20 protein-coding genes and 5 tRNA genes are annotated in these 19,486 nt (G+C 55.8%); 19 read left to right on the top strand and 6 right to left on the bottom strand.

Annotated elements, in window-relative coordinates:
• Window positions 1-47: 47 nt before the first annotated feature.
• The 5 genes from gutM to srlA form a co-directional block, all read right to left on the bottom strand.
• Entirely contained in the window at window positions 48-407 is a 360-nt protein-coding gene (gene gutM / locus ACQG22_RS18475; RefSeq protein ID WP_040023800.1) for a transcriptional regulator GutM, read from the bottom strand.
• A 61-nt stretch (window positions 408-468) separates the two neighbouring features.
• The gene (srlD, locus tag ACQG22_RS18470) at window positions 469-1,248 is read right to left on the bottom strand and encodes a sorbitol-6-phosphate dehydrogenase (RefSeq protein WP_013098447.1); all 780 of its coding nucleotides are present in this window, start codon (window positions 1,246-1,248) and stop codon (window positions 469-471) included.
• 14 nt (window positions 1,249-1,262) lie between these two features.
• Window positions 1,263-1,625: a PTS glucitol/sorbitol transporter subunit IIA gene (srlB, locus tag ACQG22_RS18465; protein ID WP_013098446.1), complete on the bottom strand. Its 363-nt coding sequence runs from the start codon at window positions 1,623-1,625 to the stop codon at window positions 1,263-1,265.
• A 12-nt stretch (window positions 1,626-1,637) separates the two neighbouring features.
• The gene (gene srlE, locus ACQG22_RS18460) at window positions 1,638-2,597 is read right to left on the bottom strand and encodes a PTS glucitol/sorbitol transporter subunit IIB (RefSeq protein WP_020689263.1); all 960 of its coding nucleotides are present in this window, start codon (window positions 2,595-2,597) and stop codon (window positions 1,638-1,640) included.
• Window positions 2,594-3,157 carry a PTS glucitol/sorbitol transporter subunit IIC gene (gene srlA / locus ACQG22_RS18455; RefSeq protein ID WP_013098444.1) on the bottom strand — a complete coding sequence of 188 codons (564 nt, stop codon included), beginning with the start codon at window positions 3,155-3,157 and terminating at the stop codon, window positions 2,594-2,596. The genes srlE and srlA overlap by 4 nt, the downstream gene beginning before the upstream one ends.
• Before the next feature lie 274 nt (window positions 3,158-3,431).
• Between srlA and mltB the strand changes: the two genes are divergently transcribed.
• The 19 genes from mltB (at window position 3,432) to ACQG22_RS18360 (ending at window position 17,848) form a co-directional block, all read left to right on the top strand.
• The gene (gene mltB, locus ACQG22_RS18450; RefSeq protein WP_023620633.1) at window positions 3,432-4,532 is read left to right on the top strand and encodes a lytic murein transglycosylase B; all 1,101 of its coding nucleotides are present in this window, start codon (window positions 3,432-3,434) and stop codon (window positions 4,530-4,532) included.
• Window positions 4,533-4,774: 242 nt separating this feature from the next.
• On the top strand, window positions 4,775-5,428 hold the full coding sequence (locus tag ACQG22_RS18445; protein WP_038420474.1) for a metal ABC transporter ATP-binding protein: 654 nt from the start codon (window positions 4,775-4,777) through the stop codon (window positions 5,426-5,428).
• Entirely contained in the window at window positions 5,425-6,285 is an 861-nt protein-coding gene (locus ACQG22_RS18440; RefSeq protein ID WP_013098441.1) for a metal ABC transporter permease, read from the top strand. The genes ACQG22_RS18445 and ACQG22_RS18440 overlap by 4 nt, the downstream gene beginning before the upstream one ends.
• 14 nt (window positions 6,286-6,299) lie before the next feature.
• Window positions 6,300-7,178: a metal ABC transporter substrate-binding protein gene (locus ACQG22_RS18435; protein WP_029883886.1), complete on the top strand. Its 879-nt coding sequence runs from the start codon at window positions 6,300-6,302 to the stop codon at window positions 7,176-7,178.
• Window positions 7,179-7,308: 130 nt separating this feature from the next.
• Window positions 7,309-7,806 (top strand): nicotinamide-nucleotide amidase, encoded by a 498-nt coding sequence (gene pncC, locus ACQG22_RS18430; protein ID WP_013098439.1) that lies wholly within the window; start codon window positions 7,309-7,311, stop codon window positions 7,804-7,806.
• 89 nt (window positions 7,807-7,895) lie between these two features.
• On the top strand, window positions 7,896-8,954 hold the full coding sequence (gene recA, locus ACQG22_RS18425; protein ID WP_013098438.1) for a recombinase RecA: 1,059 nt from the start codon (window positions 7,896-7,898) through the stop codon (window positions 8,952-8,954).
• A 68-nt stretch (window positions 8,955-9,022) separates the two neighbouring features.
• Window positions 9,023-9,523, top strand: coding sequence for a recombination regulator RecX (gene recX / locus ACQG22_RS18420; protein ID WP_045294916.1), 501 nt, complete (start codon window positions 9,023-9,025; stop codon window positions 9,521-9,523).
• 131 nt (window positions 9,524-9,654) lie between these two features.
• Complete coding sequence (gene alaS / locus ACQG22_RS18415) at window positions 9,655-12,282, top strand: alanine--tRNA ligase (protein WP_029883887.1); 2,628 nt, start codon at window positions 9,655-9,657, stop codon at window positions 12,280-12,282.
• Between the two features lie 241 nt (window positions 12,283-12,523).
• On the top strand, window positions 12,524-12,709 hold the full coding sequence (csrA, locus tag ACQG22_RS18410) for a carbon storage regulator CsrA (protein ID WP_000906486.1): 186 nt from the start codon (window positions 12,524-12,526) through the stop codon (window positions 12,707-12,709).
• 343 nt (window positions 12,710-13,052) lie between these two features.
• A tRNA-Ser gene (locus ACQG22_RS18405) sits at window positions 13,053-13,145 on the top strand.
• Window positions 13,146-13,149: 4 nt separating this feature from the next.
• Window positions 13,150-13,226, top strand: a tRNA-Arg gene (locus ACQG22_RS18400).
• 64 nt (window positions 13,227-13,290) lie between these two features.
• Window positions 13,291-13,367 (top strand) — tRNA-Arg (locus tag ACQG22_RS18395).
• A 29-nt stretch (window positions 13,368-13,396) separates the two neighbouring features.
• Window positions 13,397-13,473 (top strand) — tRNA-Arg (locus ACQG22_RS18390).
• A gap of 65 nt (window positions 13,474-13,538) precedes the next feature.
• A tRNA-Arg gene (locus tag ACQG22_RS18385) sits at window positions 13,539-13,615 on the top strand.
• A gap of 117 nt (window positions 13,616-13,732) precedes the next feature.
• Window positions 13,733-14,299: a fructose-1-phosphate/6-phosphogluconate phosphatase gene (yqaB, locus tag ACQG22_RS18380; RefSeq protein ID WP_038420473.1), complete on the top strand. Its 567-nt coding sequence runs from the start codon at window positions 13,733-13,735 to the stop codon at window positions 14,297-14,299.
• A complete protein-coding gene (locus tag ACQG22_RS18375) occupies window positions 14,296-14,724 on the top strand; it encodes a YqaA family protein (RefSeq protein WP_014833021.1) in 429 nt (142 codons plus the stop codon). The genes yqaB and ACQG22_RS18375 overlap by 4 nt, the downstream gene beginning before the upstream one ends.
• A gap of 83 nt (window positions 14,725-14,807) precedes the next feature.
• Window positions 14,808-16,352, top strand: a complete 1,545-nt coding sequence (gene gshA / locus ACQG22_RS18370) for a glutamate--cysteine ligase (protein ID WP_013098433.1) — start codon at window positions 14,808-14,810, stop codon at window positions 16,350-16,352.
• A gap of 153 nt (window positions 16,353-16,505) precedes the next feature.
• Window positions 16,506-17,021 (top strand): S-ribosylhomocysteine lyase, encoded by a 516-nt coding sequence (gene luxS, locus ACQG22_RS18365; RefSeq protein ID WP_013098432.1) that lies wholly within the window; start codon window positions 16,506-16,508, stop codon window positions 17,019-17,021.
• 53 nt (window positions 17,022-17,074) lie between these two features.
• The gene (locus ACQG22_RS18360; RefSeq protein ID WP_013098431.1) at window positions 17,075-17,848 is read left to right on the top strand and encodes an AraC family transcriptional regulator; all 774 of its coding nucleotides are present in this window, start codon (window positions 17,075-17,077) and stop codon (window positions 17,846-17,848) included.
• On the opposite strand, the gene leuA is transcribed toward ACQG22_RS18360, so the two are convergent.
• Window positions 17,826-19,481, bottom strand: coding sequence for a 2-isopropylmalate synthase (leuA, locus tag ACQG22_RS18355; RefSeq protein WP_045294779.1), 1,656 nt, complete (start codon window positions 19,479-19,481; stop codon window positions 17,826-17,828). The two genes, ACQG22_RS18360 and leuA, sit on opposite strands and share 23 nt — an antisense overlap.
• Window positions 19,482-19,486: the final 5 nt, after the last annotated feature.

Raw genomic sequence — 19,486 nt, 5'->3', positions numbered from 1 at the left:
ACGTTGCGAAATGATAATTTCGCAAGCTTATCGCGTTCACAACGAAATTATCCATGTTTCAATTTAAGCGCTAATGATAGTGCATTCTGACAGAGTGGATCGTGGGGGAAGATCACATCAGGCTGTAATTCCTGCAACGATATGCCGTTAATTGCCTGAATTTTCACCGGGCGGGCAAACACCGTCATCCCGCGCATGATGAGGGAGTCGCATACCCGATTCTGATCATCCAGCGCAATTGCAACCACGACGCGCGGTTTAAAGCGCCCCCCGGAGCGCCCGACGCCCACGCGGCCCTTCTGGCACAGGGCGTCAAATGCGCGGTTAAACTGATGGATCTGCCAGCCGCCGAATGCCATCTGGCAGATCCAGGCGAGGGCGGCGACGGTGATGAGTGCGGTTACCATATCGGCTCCTTGTTATATTCCCTCTCCCACAGGGAGAGGGTGAGGGCATCAGCCTGCTCGATCAGAACATCACCTGCCCACCGGTGACGTTAATCGACTGGCCGGTGCAGTACGAGGCTTTTGGGCTTGCGTAAAACAGCAGCATGTTCAGCACGTCCTGATAGTCGCACCCGCGCTTCAGCGGCACTTTGTCGATGTAATACTGCTCCACTTCGTCTTCTTTGATGCCAAGCTTGGTGGCGTATTGAGGTAGCAGCGACTGGAACATTGGCGACTTGAGCAGGTTGCCCAGCATCAGCGAGTGAACGGTAATCCCGTATTCGGCCAAATCCAGCGCCAGAGACTGGGTCAGCCCTACGCCGCCAAATTTCGCCGCGCTGTAGCCGGAGTTATGCTTACTGCCCACTTTGCCCGATTTGGAGTTGATCTGAATGATGCGCCCCTGAATGCCGTCGCGGATCATCAGACGGGAAAATTCGCGGGCGCAGAGGAAGTAACCCACCAGATTCACCTGCAGCGAGCGGTCAAAGTCCCCCAGTTCGAAATCGCTGATAAACGCCGCTTTCGCGATCCCTGCGCTGTAGACCAGCAGGTCGGTACGGCCAAAAATCTCGTCTACCCCGCGAGCCAGCGCCATGACGCTCTGCTCGCTGGTGGCATCGGCACCAAACCCGTACGCCATCCCCTCACCAAACTCGGTGTTGATGGTATCCGCCACGCGGGCGGCTTTCTCACTCTGAATATCCACTACCGCCACGCGGTAACCTTCTGCGGCAAGCCCACGGCAGAGAAACTCTCCTAAGGTTTGTCCTCCACCAATGACAACGGCAACCTGACTCATAACGCTCTCCTTAATTACGCAACAAATTTTAATGTGCAGCCTGGGGTAACAGCCTGCGGAACCGGCCCCTCCACGTGAACCGTGCCGGGATACTCTGCCTGCGGCTGGCCATCGAACCGCAGGGTGATGTGGCCCAGCTCGCGCAGGTTTTGCTCGGCCACGTCGCCCACGGCAGTGACGGCATAGCGGGTGTCACCCAGCTCCAGCTGGCTTCCTGCCTTTAACGCTCCGTGCAGCTCGCCGTGGCAGTGGATAAAGCAAAACTCTTCGATATCTGCCGGTGCACCTTCGCGGAAAGTGATCAGCATCTGGTCGCTGAGCGCATCGGCCGCGCTCTGGCCGATGCGGGTGATGGTGGTCTGATAAATCACTGTCATCGCAGGAACCTCTTATTGATAAATAAAGCCGGAAACGAACCAGGCAATCAGCACCGTCGGTGCGCCCGTCAGGAAACGACTGACCAACACAGACGGCACGCCCACGCGTACGGTGTCCTGGCGCGCTTCGGCCAGAGACAGGCCAACGGGAATGAAGTCGCAGGCCGCCTGAGCGTTAATGGCAAACAGCGCAGGCAGAGCCAGGTGCGGAGGAATATTGCCCAGACCAATCTGCACGCCAATCAGGACGCCGATGACCTGAGCAATCACCGCCCCCGGGCCGAGGAACGGCGACAGCAGCGGGAAGGAGCAGATCAGCGCCAGCGTCACCAGACCGAGCGGGTGGCTGGCAAGCGGGGCGAGGCCGTGGGCGATCCAGTCTCCCAGACCGGAGGCCATGATGATGCCGATTAACGCGGAGACGAAGGCCATAAACGGCAGAATGGTTTTTAGCACCGTGTCGATGGTGTCGCGCCCGGACTGGAACAGTACCGCCACGGCGGATCCCATTCCCATGCCGACCTTCGCCAGCAGGCCGTCGCTCTGCTCGGTGATCTTCTTACTGGTGTCGTAATCACGCGGTGCGGCTTTTTGCGGCGCGGAAGTGCCATTCACCAGCGTGATGTTGTCCTCCTTCACGCCTGAGACATAAATGTCTTCGAGGATGTACTGCGCCAGCGGTCCTGATTTTCCGGTGGAGTGAATATTCACCGTCGGAATGCGACGCTTCGGATAGAGGCCGCAGCGCAGGGTGCCACCGCAGTCGATAACCGCCACGCCGATTTCCGCCTCCGGTGGTTCGCCTTCTTTGAAACCGTCGACCGCTTCCCAGCCGGTCAGCTCGCGTAGTTTGTCGACAATCGCCGGGCGTGTGCCTGCGGTGATATAGACGATTTTTTTGCCTTCGGTGGCGTCGAACTCCAGCGGGCCGCCCCAGCCACCCGTGCCTTTCTCAATACGGATCCGGCTCATGCTGTGGCTCCTGACAAATGAACGCGTTGCTCAAGCTGGATGCCCATTTTTTTCTCAAAAATGGTGGTGGTGAGATCGGTCACCCAGCCACGGAAGAAGTTGGTGACCAGGCCGACCAGCAGATAGCTCACCGCCAGTGGGCCGAGCGGCAGGCCAAGCGTGGTCAGGCCGCTGGCAATGCCGAGATAAACAAACAGTTCCCCCGGGTTGATATGCGGGAACAGGCCGTTCATGGAGTGACAGCTATATGAGGCGGCGGCGTAATAACTCGGCTTGTATTTTTCTGGCATAAAGCGGCCGAGGCTTAAGGTCATGGGGTTGCAGAAAACGAAGGTTCCAATGCAGGGCAACAGCAGGTAACGGGATAACGGGTTCCCGGCACAGCGTTGGGCGAAGCGTTCAATACGTTGCTGGCCGATAAAATTAATCAGCGCGTTCATGATCACCAGCAGGCTGATCAGCAGGGGCAGGATCCCGGTCACCATGCCGGTGAAGACTTCTCCGCCTTTCTGAAACAGCCCGATGAACCACTCGGCGCCGTGGGTGATGGTTTCTATCATTCTTCTCTCCTGTGAGGCTTTTCTTGTTTTGTATTTCCGGGACTAATAATAATCACTTTGAAAGTTTTTAAAGTGTTAATCAGATCTCACAATGAAAGAAAAATGGATTATTTTGAAAGTTAATGGGCGGGGGTGACGCATTTTGGTTGAAAAAAGCGCAGATTTGCGTTGAGGAGCGTAAAGATTTGGTGGGTAAGGCGCGTACCGCTTCCTTGAGGTGTTGCGGATGCTTTACCATACTGGGTTCTTATCGAACCCGTTAAATGGATGTCCCATGTTCAAGCGTCGTTATGCAGCGTTGTTACCTGCGCTTATTCTGCTGTCCGCCTGTAGTAGTAAACCCAAGACTGAAGCCGCTGTGCAGACGGCTGGCGCGCCTTCAGGAGGATTCCTGCTGGAGCCGCAGCACAATATGATGCAGATGGGGGGCGACTTCGCGAATAACCCGGCGGCCGAACAGTTCATCGATAAAATGGTGAGCAAACACGGCTTTGACAGACAGCAACTGCATGAAATCTTGTCGCAGGCGAAACGTCTGGACTACGTGCTGCGCCTGATGGACAGGCAGGCACCGTCAGCGCAGGTGCCAACCGGGCCAAACGGTGCGTGGTTGCGCTATCGCAAACAGTTTATTACCCCGGACAACGTGCAAAATGGCGTGGTGTTCTGGAATCAGTATGAAGATGCCCTCAATCGCGCGTGGCAGGTCTACGGCGTGCCGCCTGAAATCATCGTCGGCATTATTGGTGTGGAAACGCGCTGGGGCCGCGTGATGGGCAAAACGCGCATTCTTGATGCGCTGGCCACGCTCTCGTTTAACTATCCGCGTCGTGCCGAGTACTTCTCTTCCGAGCTGGAAACCTTCCTGCTGATGGCGCGTAACGAACAGGATGACCCGCTCGATCTGAAAGGGTCGTTTGCCGGAGCGATGGGCTACGGCCAGTTTATGCCCTCTTCCTACAAGCAGTATGCCGTCGACTTTAACGGAGATGGTCACATCAACCTGTGGGATCCGGTGGATGCCATCGGCAGCGTGGCGAACTACTTCAAGGCACACGGCTGGACGCCGGGTGGGCAGGTTGCCGTGCAGGCTAACGGCGAAGCGTTTGGTCTGGAAAACGGCTTCAAAACCAAATACAGCGTTGCGCAGCTGACGGCGGCAGGTTTAACGCCAACGCAGCCGCTGGGTAATGTCGATCAGGTGAGCCTGCTGCGCCTGGATGTAGGAACCGGGTATCAGTACTGGTACGGTATGCCAAACTTCTACACCATCACCCGCTATAACCACAGCACGCACTATGCGATGGCCGTGTGGCAGCTGGGCCTGGCGGTATCGCAGGCGCGTGTCCCTGCGGCGTCACCGTTCAGTCAGTAAGTCGCTTTATTCCCCCCTCTCCCACGGGAGAGGGGAATTTTGCAGAAACATTTCGCCACACTCCCTTTGCAAACGCGCCATTTACATCTCAATCGCCTTTCATTATTGTTACGTTATAACATTTAATGTGGTGTCAACATGTCAACGTCCCTTTTCTCTTTGTCTGCGGCAGTTAGGTTTCTGCTGGCGCTGGTGATTATCGTGTTTATCGGGCTGGCCGTGCGCTGGGCGGTGGCATTGCCATGATTGTCATGAATGAACTGGTTGCGGGTTACGACCGCATGCCCGTTACGCGTGCCTTGTCGGGCGTAATTGAACGCGGAAGTATGACCGCCATTATCGGGGCCAACGGATGTGGAAAATCCACGCTGCTCAAAACGCTCGCCGGGTTTATTCCGCCGGTGAGCGGCCGTTTTCGCTGGCAGGAGAAACGCCCGGTGATTGGCTGGCTGGCACAGCGTCACGCTCTGGAGGCGCAGTTTCCGCTGACGGTGCAGGATGTGGTGAGTATGGGCTGCTGGCCGCGTGTGTCGCTCTTTTCCGGCTTTCGCCGGGAAACACGCTCGCGCATTGCCAGCGCGCTGGAGCGTGTCGGGCTGGACGCCATGGCGTTATCTACCATCGATGCACTCTCCGGCGGCCAGTTTCAGCGCATGCTGTTTGCGCGGATCCTGGTGCAACAGGCGCCGTTGGTGATGCTGGATGAACCCTTTACCGGCGTCGATGAAGCTACCTGTAACGTGCTGATGGACCTGATGCTCGAGATGTACATGCAGGGCCAGACCCTGCTTGCGGTATTGCATGACAGCGAGCGCGTATCGCGTCATTTTCCGCAAACACTACGGCTGGATACGGCTATTCCGCACTGGAAAACCGAGCGGGTGAGGGTGGCATGATCTGGCATCTCTTCTTTCAGCCGTTTATCGAATACGGCTTTATGCGTCGCGCGCTGGTGGTGTGCCTGGCGCTGTCCGTCAGCACCACGGCACTGGGCGTATTTCTTCAGCTGCGCCGGATGAGCCTGATGGGCGATGCCCTTTCACACGCCATTTTACCCGGCGTTGCGGTGGGTTATCTGCTGAGCGGTATGTCACTGCTGGCGATGAGCATCGGCGGGTTTATCGCTGGGATCGCCGTGGCGCTGGTGGCCGGGCTGGTCAGTCGACGTACGCCGCTCAAAGAGGACGCCAGTTTTGCCGGGTTCTATCTCGGCTCGCTGGCGCTGGGCGTGACGCTGGTGTCGCTACGTGGTTCGAACGTCGATCTGCTGCACCTGCTGTTTGGCTCCATTCTGGCGGTGGATAACGACGCCGCGCTGTTTGTGGCTGGCGTGTGCATCTTCACGCTGGTGACGCTGGCAGTTTTCTATCGTGGGCTGGTGACTGAGGCGTTCGATACCGCCTGGCTACAGGTTAACGCCCGCTGGCTGCCCGGCCTGTTGCACGGGCTGTTTCTGGCGCTACTGGTGCTTAACCTGGTGGCCGGATTTCAGGTTCTCGGCACGCTGATGGCCGTCGGGCTGATGATGTTGCCGGCGGTGGCGGCACGCTGCTGGGTGCGCACCCTGCCAGGGTTGCTCTGCCTGGCGGGCATCAGCGGCGTTTTTTGCGCATGGCTGGGGTTAAGCCTCTCCTGGGCGGTGAGTTTACCCGCCGGGCCGTCCATCGTGCTGACCGCCAGCGCGCTGTTCTTTATTTCTGTTTTATTTGGCACACGAAGCCACCTGGCTGGCAGCCTGCGTGCGCTTTTTTAACGCAAGGGGAAATGATGAAACGTACAGGGTTAATAATGGCGCTCGCGCTCGGGATGTTGTCACAGGGCGTGATGGCGAAAACGCTTAATGTGGTCACCAGTTTTTCCATTCTGGGAGACATCACCCGTGAGGTAGGGGGCGACCGGGTCAATGTGACCACGCTGGTGGGGCCGGACGGCGATCCGCATACCTTTGAACCGTCGCCGAAAGACAGTGCGGCGCTCAGCAAGGCCGATGTGGTGGTGGTGAACGGTCTGGGGCTGGAGGGCTGGCTCGACCGTCTGGTAAAGGCCTCCGGATTTAAGGGCCAGCTGGTGGTGGCCTCGACCGGGGTGAAAACCCACACGCTTGAAGAGGACGGGAAAACCGTGACCGATCCGCATGCCTGGAACAGCGCGGCGAACGGGGCACTGTATGCGCAAAATATCCTTGCCGGTCTGGTAAAAGCCGATCCTGAAGATAAGGCGGCGCTGGAGGCCACAGGTCAACCCTATATCGCGCAGCTTATGCAACTGGACAGCTGGGCCAAAACGCAGTTCAGTCAGATCCCGCAGGTGAAACGTAAAGTCCTCACCAGCCATGACGCCTTCGGCTACTTCAGCCGCGCCTATGGCGTGACCTTTATTGCGCCGCAGGGCTTGTCGTCAGAGAGCGAAGCCAGCGCAGCGCAGGTGGCTGAGATTATCAATCAGATTAAAGCGGATGGGGTGAAAACCTGGTTTATGGAAAACCAGCTCGACCCGCGCCTGGTTAAACAAATTGCCACGGCCACCGGTGCGCAGCCGGGGGGCGAACTTTACCCGGAGGCGCTGTCGGCCAAAGGCGGCGTGGCGGATACCTACGTTAAGGCGTTTCGCCATAACGTGAATACCCTCGCCAGGAGCATGAAGTAACCTTTTTCTCAGCCGGTGCCTTCGCATCGGCTTTTTTCTGAAGCCCCCTCGTAAAACATGATCCTCATCTCCATATCTGACGAGAAAGTGCTATCTTGTGCTGCACGTTTTTCTGATGCCCGGAGCGAGAATGACTGACCATGAATTGATGCAGCTTAGCGAAGTCGTAGGACTGGCGCTTAAGCAACGTGGCGCGACTATCACAACTGCCGAATCCTGTACCGGCGGCTGGGTTGCTAAAGCCATTACCGATATTGCAGGCAGTTCCGCCTGGTTTGAACGCGGCTTTGTGACCTACAGTAACGAAGCTAAAGCGCAAATGATTGGCGTGCACGAATCCACGCTTGAACAGCATGGCGCGGTCAGCGAACCGGTGGTGATTGAGATGGCAATTGGTGCGCTAAAAGCGGCGCGTGCAGATTATGCCATCTCTATTAGCGGTATCGCCGGCCCGGACGGCGGCAGTGACGTGAAGCCTGTCGGCACCGTCTGGTTTGGTTTTGCCACCTCTAAAGGTGAAGGGATCACGCGTCGCGAGTGCTTTAGCGGCGATCGTGAAAGCGTGCGTCGTCAGGCCACCGTTTATGCGTTAAAAACGCTCTGGCAACAATTTCTACAAAACACTTGATACTGTATGACCATACAGTATAATTGCACCAACAGAACAGAAATCCACGGTGAAGCACAGTCGCTTCTCCCGGCATGACAGGAGTAATAATGGCTATCGACGAAAACAAACAGAAAGCGTTGGCGGCAGCACTGGGCCAGATCGAAAAGCAATTCGGTAAAGGCTCCATCATGCGCCTGGGTGAAGACCGTACCATGGATGTGGAAACGATCTCCACCGGTTCGCTTTCTCTGGATATCGCGCTGGGCGCGGGCGGTCTGCCAATGGGCCGTATCGTAGAGATCTACGGGCCAGAATCCTCCGGTAAAACCACCCTGACGCTGCAGGTGATTGCCGCGGCGCAGCGCGAAGGTAAAACCTGTGCCTTTATCGATGCCGAGCACGCGCTGGACCCTGTTTATGCTCGTAAGCTGGGCGTGGATATCGATAACCTGCTGTGTTCTCAGCCAGACACGGGTGAACAGGCGCTGGAGATTTGTGACGCGCTGGCGCGTTCCGGTGCGGTTGACGTTATCGTGGTCGACTCCGTTGCTGCGCTGACGCCAAAAGCGGAAATCGAAGGCGAAATCGGCGACTCTCACATGGGCCTCGCGGCACGTATGATGAGCCAGGCAATGCGTAAGCTGGCCGGTAACCTGAAGCAGTCCAACACGCTGCTGATCTTCATCAACCAGATCCGTATGAAAATTGGCGTAATGTTCGGTAACCCGGAAACCACTACTGGTGGTAACGCGCTGAAATTCTATGCTTCTGTCCGTCTGGATATCCGCCGTATCGGCGCGGTGAAAGAGGGTGAAAACGTGGTGGGGAGTGAAACCCGCGTGAAGGTCGTGAAGAACAAGATTGCCGCGCCGTTCAAACAGGCTGAATTCCAGATCCTCTACGGTGAAGGTATCAACTTCTTCGGCGAACTGGTTGACCTGGGCGTGAAAGAGAAGCTGATCGAAAAAGCGGGCGCATGGTACAGCTACAACGGCGATAAAATTGGTCAGGGTAAAGCGAATGCGATCTCCTGGCTGAAAGAGAACCCGGCTGCAGCGAAAGAGATCGAGAAGAAAGTGCGTGAGCTTCTGCTGAACAACCAGGACTCTAAACCTGATTTTGTGGTTGATGGTGCGGATGCTGAAGAAACTAACGAAGACTTTTAAGGCTTTCGTTTAAAAATGAAGGGCTGCTGATGCGGCCCTTTTTGCATTTCTGAACCAGCAGGTTTTTTATGAGCGAATCCACAACGCGTCGACCCGCTTATGCGCGATTACTGGACCGCGCGGTGCGGATCCTTGCCGTGCGTGACCACAGTGAACAAGAGCTGCGGCGTAAACTGTCGGCCCCGGTGATGAGTAAAAATGGGCCGGAAGAGATTGATGCCATCGCCGAAGATTATGACCGGGTGATTGCCTGGTGCTATGAGCATCACTACCTGGATGACGACCGTTTTGCTTCCCGGTTCCTGGCCAGCCGTGGCCGCAAGGGATACGGTCCGGCGCGTATCCGTCAGGAGCTGAACCAGAAGGGCGTTGCCCGTGAGTCCATCGAAAAAGCAATGCGCGACTGTGACACCGACTGGTGTGCGCTGGCAAAAGAGCAGGCGATTCGTAAATACGGTGAACCGCTGCCGCGTGAATTTTCAGAAAAAGTCAAAATCCAGCGCTTTTTGCTCTACCGCGGCTTTCTGATGGAAGATATTCAGGATATCTGGCGTAATTTTGCCGATTGAACGCATGCGGGATTTTACTTCCCACCAAAGAAAACTTATCTTATTCCCACTTTTTCCAGTAGCAGGTCTGTCCAGGGGTTTACCGATACCGGCTTGCTACGACATTTCGTTAGCTTGATTTCAGGATAATTATGAGCAAGAGCACCGCTGAGATCCGTCAGGCGTTTCTCGATTTTTTCCATAGTAAGGGACACCAGGTTGTTGCCAGCAGCTCCCTGGTACCGAACAACGACCCAACTCTGCTGTTTACCAACGCCGGGATGAACCAGTTCAAGGATGTGTTCCTTGGTCTCGACAAGCGTAATTATTCCCGCGCCACAACCTCACAGCGTTGCGTGCGTGCGGGCGGTAAACACAACGACCTGGAAAACGTCGGTTACACCGCGCGCCACCATACCTTCTTCGAAATGCTGGGTAACTTCAGCTTCGGCGACTATTTCAAACATGATGCTATTCAATACGCGTGGGAACTGCTGACTGGTGAAAACTGGTTCAACCTGCCGAAAGAGCGTCTGTGGGTTACCGTCTATGAAACCGATGACGAGGCCTACGAAATCTGGGAAAAAGAAGTCGGTATCCCGCGCGAACGTATTATTCGCATCGGTGACAACAAAGGCGCACCGTACGCGTCTGACAACTTCTGGCAGATGGGTGATACCGGCCCTTGCGGTCCATGCACCGAGATCTTCTACGATCACGGCGACCACATCTGGGGTGGTCCTCCAGGCAGCCCTGAAGAAGACGGCGATCGCTACATTGAGATCTGGAACATCGTCTTCATGCAGTTCAACCGTCAGGCCGACGGCACCATGGAGCCGCTGCCAAAACCGTCCGTTGATACCGGTATGGGCCTGGAGCGTATTGCGGCTGTTCTGCAGCACGTTAACTCCAACTACGAAATTGATCTGTTCAGCACCCTGATCAAAGCCGTTGCAGAAGTGACTGGCGCGACCGATCTGAACAACAAATCACTGCGCGTAATCGCAGACCATATCCGTTCCTGTGCGTTCCTGATTGCTGACGGTGTTATTCCGTCGAATGAAAACCGTGGCTATGTGCTGCGTCGTATCATTCGTCGTGCTATCCGTCACGGCAACATGCTGGGCGCGAAGGACACCTTCTTCTATAAGCTCGTTGGGCCACTGATTGGCGTAATGGGTTCTGCAGGTGACGAGCTGAAACGCCAGCAGGCGCAGGTTGAGCAAGTACTGAAGACTGAAGAAGAGCAGTTTGCCCGTACGCTGGAGCGTGGTCTGGCGCTGCTGGATGAAGAACTCGCTAAGCTTAAGGGCGACACGCTGGATGGCGAAACCGCCTTCCGCCTGTACGACACTTACGGCTTCCCGGTTGACCTGACGGCGGACGTTTGCCGTGAGCGCAACATCAAAGTGGACGAAGCGGGCTTCGAAGCGGCGATGGAAGAGCAGCGTCGTCGTGCGCGTGAGTCCAGCGGTTTTGGCGCAGACTACAACGCGATGATCCGCGTGGACAGCGCGTCTGAATTCAAAGGTTATGAAGCGCTGGAACTGACTGGCAAAGTGACCGCCCTGTTTGTTGACGGCAAAGCCGTAGACAGCATCAGCGCAGGTCAGGATGCAGTTGTCATTCTGGATAAAACCCCGTTCTATGCGGAATCTGGTGGTCAGGTTGGTGATAAAGGCGAACTGAAAGGCAACGGTTTCAGCTTCAGTGTGAACGACACTCAGAAATACGGCCAGGCGATTGGTCATCTGGGTAAACTGGTTTCAGGCTCCCTGAAAGTGGGCGAGGGCGTTCAGGCTAATGTCGACGAAGCGCGCCGCGCACGCATCCGTCTGAACCACTCGGCAACGCACCTGATGCACGCTGCACTGCGTGAGGTTCTGGGAACGCATGTTGCACAGAAAGGTTCTCTGGTTAACGACAAAGTGCTGCGTTTCGACTTCTCGCATTTTGAAGCGATGAAACCGTCTGAGATCCGTGCGGTGGAAGATCTGGTGAACGCGCAAATCCGTCGTAACCTGCCAATCGAAACCCACATTATGGATCTCGACGCGGCGAAGAAAAAAGGTGCGATGGCCTTGTTTGGTGAGAAATATGACGACCGTGTTCGCGTATTGAGCATGGGCGACTTCTCTACCGAGCTGTGCGGTGGTACACACGCATCGCGTACCGGTGATATCGGTCTGTTCCGCATCGTTTCTGAATCCGGTACGGCGGCAGGTGTGCGTCGTATTGAAGCGGTGACTGGTGAAGGCGCGATTGCCAGCCTGCATGCGCAGAGCGACCAGTTGCACGATATCGCGCAGCTGTTGAAAGGCGATACCCAGAATCTGGGCGAGAAAGTGCGTGTTGCGCTGGATCGTACTCGCCAGCTGGAAAAAGAGCTGCAGCAGCTGAAAGAGCAGGCTGCGGCGCAGGAGAGTGCAAACCTCTCCAGCAAGGCTGTAGACATTAAGGGCGTCAAACTGCTTGTCAGCGATCTGGCAGGTGTAGAGCCTAAGATGCTGCGTACCATGGTCGACGATCTCAAGAACCAGCTTGGTTCGACGGTTATCGTACTGGCGACGGTAGCAGAAGGTAAGGTTTCTCTGATTGCGGGCGTCTCTAAGGATGTGACCGACCGCGTTAAAGCAGGGGAACTGATTGGCATGGTTGCCCAGCAGGTGGGTGGCAAAGGTGGCGGTCGTCCGGACATGGCGCAAGCCGGTGGTACGGATGCGGCGGCACTTCCTGCGGCATTGGCCAGCGTTGAAAGCTGGGTAAGCGCGAAACTGTAATAACTACAAAGCACAAACAGACGCCATAGCGGTAACGTTATGGCGTCTTGTTCACTGCACTATCGATAACGATAAAGTCAGGTTGAGTTTGTGTATATCGGCTAAACTTACGTTTAACAGAATGTGATGCCGTGACTGCTTACACTTTACGTGTTTGTCATCGCTTACTTTTTGGCGTTATATGATGGATAATGCCGGGATACAAGAGACCCGACTCTTTTAATCTTTCAAGGAGCAAAGAATGCTGATTCTGACTCGTCGAGTTGGTGAGACCCTCATGATTGGGGATGAGGTCACCGTGACAGTTTTAGGGGTAAAGGGTAACCAGGTACGTATTGGTGTTAACGCTCCTAAAGAAGTATCTGTCCACCGTGAAGAGATCTACCAGCGTATCCAGGCTGAAAAATCCCAGCAGTCCAGTTACTGATATTGTCGCGTCTCGCTGTCGGGCGAGACGCAACCCCTCCTGTTATTTTTCCTGCTTAAAGTTACCGTTCGATTTCAATCGCTCTGTTTTTAACCACTCTCGCCAGCTTATCTCGTCCAAACCACACGCTTCTCTTCATAGATTTCTGGGAGGATGCCTGCAAAATCCGCTTATAAAACACTCTCTTTGCGGCTTTTACATGCGAATTGCCTGTGATTTGTGCAAACGATAAAAGCTTTTGGAAAATTGTTTGACTTATAAGTCCCAGAAAGTAATATATGCGCCACGCAGCGACGAGAAGCTCTTAACGAGTGGCTCGAAGCACTCGAAAGAGGCGTTGTGTGGTGAGGTGGCCGAGAGGCTGAAGGCGCTCCCCTGCTAAGGGAGTATGCGGTCAAAAGCTGCATCCGGGGTTCGAATCCCCGCCTCACCGCCATTTTGCATCCGTAGCTCAGCTGGATAGAGTACTCGGCTACGAACCGAGCGGTCGGAGGTTCGAATCCTCCCGGATGCACCATCTATTACTTCATATTGCTTTAGAAGTGATATGAACATCGAGCAGTACAGTAGTAAATCCCGATGCATCCGTAGCTCAGCTGGATAGAGTACTCGGCTACGAACCGAGCGGTCGGAGGTTCGAATCCTCCCGGATGCACCATTTACTATTTCTGAAAGCAGTACCCTGATGCATCCGTAGCTCAGCTGGATAGAGTACTCGGCTACGAACCGAGCGGTCGGAGGTTCGAATCCTCCCGGATGCACCATCTATTACTTTGTGTTGCTTTTGAAGTGACACCAAGTTTCAGCAGCAATAGCAGTAAATCCCGATGCATCCGTAGCTCAGCTGGATAGAGTACTCGGCTACGAACCGAGCGGTCGGAGGTTCGAATCCTCCCGGATGCACCATCTTCTCCTGGTTTGTTTATTCCTTCGACGTTCCGTCAGCAATCACACTCTCTGTCAGCGACAAAAACGCCCGTTTACGATAAAGTAACCCTTTGTTAATCGGTTAGCGAGAGCACGATGTACGCACAGTATGACGGTTTGATCTTCGATATGGATGGCACGCTTCTGGATACCGAACCCACGCATCGCCAGGCCTGGACGGACGTTCTTGGACGTTACGGTATGCGCTTCGATCTCCAGGCGATGATTGCCCTCAACGGATCTCCTACCTGGCGTATCGCACAGGCCGTGATTGAACTTAATCAGGCCGATCTCGATCCGCACCAGCTCGCGCGTGAAAAAACCGATGCAGTCAAAGCTATCCTGCTGGATACCGTGCGTCCTCTGCCGCTTATTGACGTGGTAAAAGAGTGGCACGGACGTCGCCCGATGTCGGTCGGCACGGGCAGCGAAAGCGCCATCGCCGAAGCGCTGCTCAACCATCTTGGCCTGCGCCACTATTTTTCTGCGGTGGTTGCCGCCGACCATGTTAACAATCACAAGCCCGCACCGGACACCTTCCTGCTTTGCGCAGAACGAATGGGTGTGCCGGCGGCAAAATGCGTTGTCTTTGAAGATGCCGACTTTGGCATTCAGGCCGCGCGTGCTGCCGGAATGGATGCGGTGGATGTTCGCTTACTGTGAGTGACGCGCTGTCACTTTTATCATTATTCGCCAGCAGTTTTTTAAGTGCTACGCTCTTACCGGGCAATTCGGAAGTGGTGCTGGTGGCGATGCTGTTGTCTGGCGTGAGTCAGCCCTGGTTGCTTGTGTTAATAGCAACAATGGGTAATAGCCTTGGAGGGCTGACTAACGTTATTCTTGGGCGTTTCTTTCCGCTGCGTGAAAAATCGCGCTGGCAGGAAAAGGCAGTCGGCTGGCTAAAACGCTATGGCGCTGCCACGCTGTTATTAAGCTGGATGCCTGTAATAGGCGATTTACTGTGTCTGCTGGCGGGATGGATGCGCATCTCCTGGGGGCCGGTGCTCTTTTTTTTGTGCCTTGGCAAGGCGTTGCGCTATGTTCTTGTGGCGTGGGCAACACTACAGGGTATGACGTGGTGGCACTAATTGGTGGAATGAATACGCGACCTTCAATCGTCAACCATTACAATTATGCTGAGTAACATTACTTTGACAGGCGGGAGGTCAATTTGATCCCGGACGTATCACAGGCGCTGGCCTGGCTGGAAAACCACCCTCAGGCACTGAAGGGTATTCAGCGTGGCCTTGAGCGTGAAACGCTGCGCGTAAACGCGGATGGCAGCTTAGCGACGACGGGTCACCCGAAGACGTTAGGCTCGGCGCTGACACATAAATGGATCACTACCGATTTCGCTGAAGCACTGCTGGAATTTATCACTCCGGTGGACGGTGATATTGATCATATGCTGACGATATTGCGCGACATCCATCGCTACACCGCCCGAAATATGGGCGATGAGCGTATGTGGCCGCTCAGCATGCCCTGCTATATCGAGCAGGGGCAGGAGATTGAACTGGCGCAATACGGCACGTCGAATATCGGTCGACTGAAAACGCTGTATCGCGAGGGTCTGAAAAACCGCTACGGCGCGTTGATGCAGACGATCTCAGGCGTACATTACAACTTCTCTTTGCCGATGGCTTTCTGGCAGGCGAAATGCGGTGAAACGGATAAGGACGCGATCTCCGCGGGTTACTTCCGCCTGATCCGCAACTATTACCGTTTTGGCTGGGTTATTCCTTACTTGTTTGGTGCGTCTCCGGCTATATGCTCCTCGTTCCTGCAGGGGAAACCGACGACGCTACCGTTCGAGAAGACCGCGTGCGGAATGTACTACCTGCCGTATGCCACCTCGCTGCGTCTGAGCGACCTTGGCTATACCAATAAATCGCAAAGCAATCTCGGTATTACGTTTAACGAATTGCACGAATATGTGGCAGGATTGAAGCGGGCGATCAAAACCCCGTCGGAAGAGTACGAGAAAATCGGCCTCGAAAAAGACGGCAAACGTCTGCAAATCAACAGCAATGTGCTGCAGATTGAAAACGAACTGTACGCACCGATTCGTCCGAAGCGCGTGACGCGCAGCGGTGAAACCCCGTCGGATGCGCTGCAGCGCGGCGGGATCGAATACATTGAAGTGCGCTCACTGGATATCAACCCGTTCTCACCGGTCGGTGTTGATGAGCAGCAGGTTCGCTTCCTGGATCTGTTTATGGTCTGGTGTGTGCTGGCCGATGCGCCGGAAATGAGTTCAGACGAACTGCTCTGTACCCGCACTAACTGGAACCGCGTGATCCTGGAAGGGCGCAAACCGGGCCTGACGTTGGGTATCGGCTGTGAAACGGCGCAGTTCCCGCTGCCGAAAGTGGGTAAAGATCTGTTCCGCGACCTGAAGCGCGTTGCCCAGACAATGGACAGCCTTTACGGTGGCGAAGCGTATCAACAGGTCTGCGACCAGTTAGTGGAATGCTTTGATAACCCGGAACTGACATTCTCGGCGCGTATTCTGCGTTCTATGATTGATCAGGGCATCGGCGGAACAGGGCGAGCACTCTCTGCGGAGTACCGTGAAATGCTGATGCAGGAGCCTTTAGAGATCCTGAGCGAAGCGGATTTTGCGGCGGAGCGCGATGCGTCTGTCGTACGTCAGAAAGAGGTCGAAGCGGCGGATACGGAGTCGTTTGAGGCGTTCCTGGCGAAGCAGGCTTAAGCAGAAAAGAAAAAGGCCACATCGCTGTGGCCAAAATATACATCTCTGAATTCAGGGATGATGATAACAAATGCGCGTCTTTCATATACTCAGACGTGCATTCTGTAGAAGAGTTCAGTTTATTTTAAAAAAAATCACTATCGGAGGTGACGTATGCCGTTATTAGATAGCTTTACTGTCGACCATACCCGTATGGAAGCACCTGCAGTCCGCGTGGCGAAGACCATGAACACCCCGCACGGCGACACGATCACCGTTTTCGATCTGCGCTTCTGCGTGCCGAATAAAGAAGTGATGCCGGAGAAAGGCATTCATACGCTGGAACACCTGTTTGCTGGTTTTATGCGTGACCACCTGAACGGTAACGGCGTGGAGATTATCGATATCTCTCCGATGGGCTGCCGTACCGGTTTTTACATGAGCCTGATCGGCCAACCGGAAGAGAAGCGTGTTGCTGATGCCTGGAAAGCGGCCATGCAGGACGTGCTGAAGGTAAAAGAGCAGAACCAGATCCCCGAGCTGAACGTCTACCAGTGCGGCACATACCAGATGCACTCTCTGGAAGAAGCCCAGGAGATCGCGCGTCACATCATCGAGCGTGATGTTCGCGTCAACAGCAACGAAGAGCTGGCCCTGCCAAAAGAAAAACTGCAGGAACTGCACATCTAGTGCACCTTTTCCCTCTCCCACCGGGAGAGGGTAGGGTGAGGGTTGTTTAACCCATGACCACAACGTCTACCTTCTCTTTTACCCATCGTCCCCTCGTTCCGTTTGCCCATGATTACGTTCATGGTGACAGCGAGCCGTGGCACCAGCACGACTGTGCCCAGTTGCTGCACACCCTGAGCGGGGTGGTAAGAGTGGATACCGCATCGGGCTGTTGGGTTGTTCCGCCGGGCCGTGGCGTCTGGTTGCCAGCAGGAACGCAACACTCGCTTCGCATCACCGGCAACGTGGCGGCGCGTACGCTGTTTATCGATCCGCTGGCGCGGGCCGATCTCCCTGCAACCTGCCAGATCGTGCAGATCTCGTCGCTGTTACGCGAACTGATCCTCGCTTCCCTGCTGCTTGATGAGTCTTACTCGCCGGGGAGCCGCGACGAGCGGGTGTATGAGCTGATTCTGGATGAGATCCGTTTGATGCCAGTGCTGCCGTTTCATCTGCCGGAGCCGGAAAGCGAGCCGTTACGCCAGCTTTGCCAGCGGATCCGCCAGGCACCCGGTGAAAGCTGGAGCAGTACTGAGGCGGCGAGCTGCGCAGGCATGAGCGAGCGCACACTGAACCGTCATTTTCAACAGCAGACCGGTTTACGCTACGCGGAGTGGTTGAGAAGGGCGCGCCTGCTGGAGGCGTTGCAACGGCTGGCTCAGGGGCAGCCCGTGTTACGCGTGGCGCTGGATCTGGGCTACGGTAGCCACAGCGCCTTTACCGCGATGTTTCGCCGGGTGATGGGGACATCACCCAGCGATTACTTCAAAGACAGCTCACCGCATTAAACAGCGCCTGGAGCGAGGCGCGCGCCACGTCACTGTCAATGCCCACTCCCCAACGGCTGCTGCCGTCCTGGAACAGGCAGCGGATGTAAGCCACCGAGCGGCTGTCGCTGCGCTCCCCCAGCGTATGTTCGTGGTAGTCTTTAATCACAAACGGGGTGTTGAGCCAGCGGCTTAACCCACTGGCTGCCGCGGATAACAGCCCGTTGCCCTGGCCTTCAAGCTGGCGCGTTGCGCCCTGCGTCACGACGCTTGCCGTCAAACGTAACTGACCGTCCTGCTGACTGTCGCTGCGATAAGATTGCAGGGCAAAGTGTGGGTCTGCGACCAGCCCGTAGCGGCTGCGAAACAGTTGCCACAGGGCGTGCTGCGTCATCTCTTTACCATGGCGATCGGTCTCCTGCTGCACATGTTGGCTAAAATCCTGCTGCAACGCGCGGGGCAACTTCAGACCATGATTCTGCTCGATGAGCCAGGCGCTGCCGCTTTTCCCGGACTGGCTGTTAACCCTGATCACCGCTTCATACGTGCAGCCGATATCCTGCGGATCGACGGGCAGGTACGGCATCTCCCAGCGCTCGCCCGGTTTGCGGGCATCAAAGCCTTTTTTGATGGCGTCCTGATGCGAGCCCGAGAAGGCGGTATAGGCCAGCCGTCCCGCCCACGGATGGCGCGGGTGTACCGGAAGCTGGTTGCAGGCTTCCACCACTTCTACCACCCGGTTCATATCGCTAAAGTTGAGATTCGGGCTGATCCCCTGGCTGTAGAGATTCATCGCCAGCGTTACCAGGCAGACGTTGCCCGTGCGTTCGCCGTTGCCAAACAGACAGCCTTCCACCCGGTCCGCACCCGCCATCACCGCCAGCTCTGCGCTGGCCACGCCGGTGCCGCGGTCATTATGCGGGTGAACGCTGATGCAAACATCGGTGCGACGGCTAAAGTGGCGGCAGAAATACTCGATCTGATCGGCATACACGTTTGGCGTGCTGACCTCCACGGTGGCCGGTAAGTTGATCACCATGGGCCGTTCGGTGCAGGGCTGCCAGATCTCCGCCACCGCTTCACAAATCTCCAGCGCAAACTCGGGCTCGGTAAAGCAGAAGGTCTCCGGGGAGTATTCGTACTGCCAGCGCGTCTCCGGGTTCTCTTCGCACAGCGTGCGGATAAGCCGCGTGGAGCGTGTTGCCAGCTCAACGATTTGCGCTTTCTCCAGGCCGAACACCAGGCGGCGAAACAGCGGGGCGGTGGCGTTATACAGATGGACGGTGGCCTGTTTCGCGCCACGTAACGATTCAAAGGTGCGGACGATCAGGTCTTCCCGTGCCTGGGTTAATACCTGAATTGTGACGTCATCCGGGATGCGATTCTCTTCAATCAACTGGCGAACAAAGTTGAAATCCGTCTGCGAGGCAGAAGGAAAGGCAACTTCAATCTCTTTAAACCCGCAGCTTAACAGCAGATCCCAGAACTGCAGCTTGCGCGTGCTGTCCATGGGTTCGGCCAGGGCCTGGTTGCCATCGCGTAAATCGGTTGAGAGCCAGCGCGGGGCATGGGTGATGCGTTGCTCAGGCCAGCGACGGTCGGGAAGAGAAATAACGGGATAAGGCTGGTACTTGTCGGCGGGTGTGTTCAGCATGATGC

This window comes from Enterobacter cloacae complex sp. 309I3, from assembly GCF_050031595.1.
Classification (GTDB): domain Bacteria; phylum Pseudomonadota; class Gammaproteobacteria; order Enterobacterales; family Enterobacteriaceae; genus Enterobacter; species Enterobacter cloacae.
The sequence above is the reverse complement of the archived record's forward strand: the minus strand, read 5'-3'. Positions and strand labels throughout refer to the sequence as shown.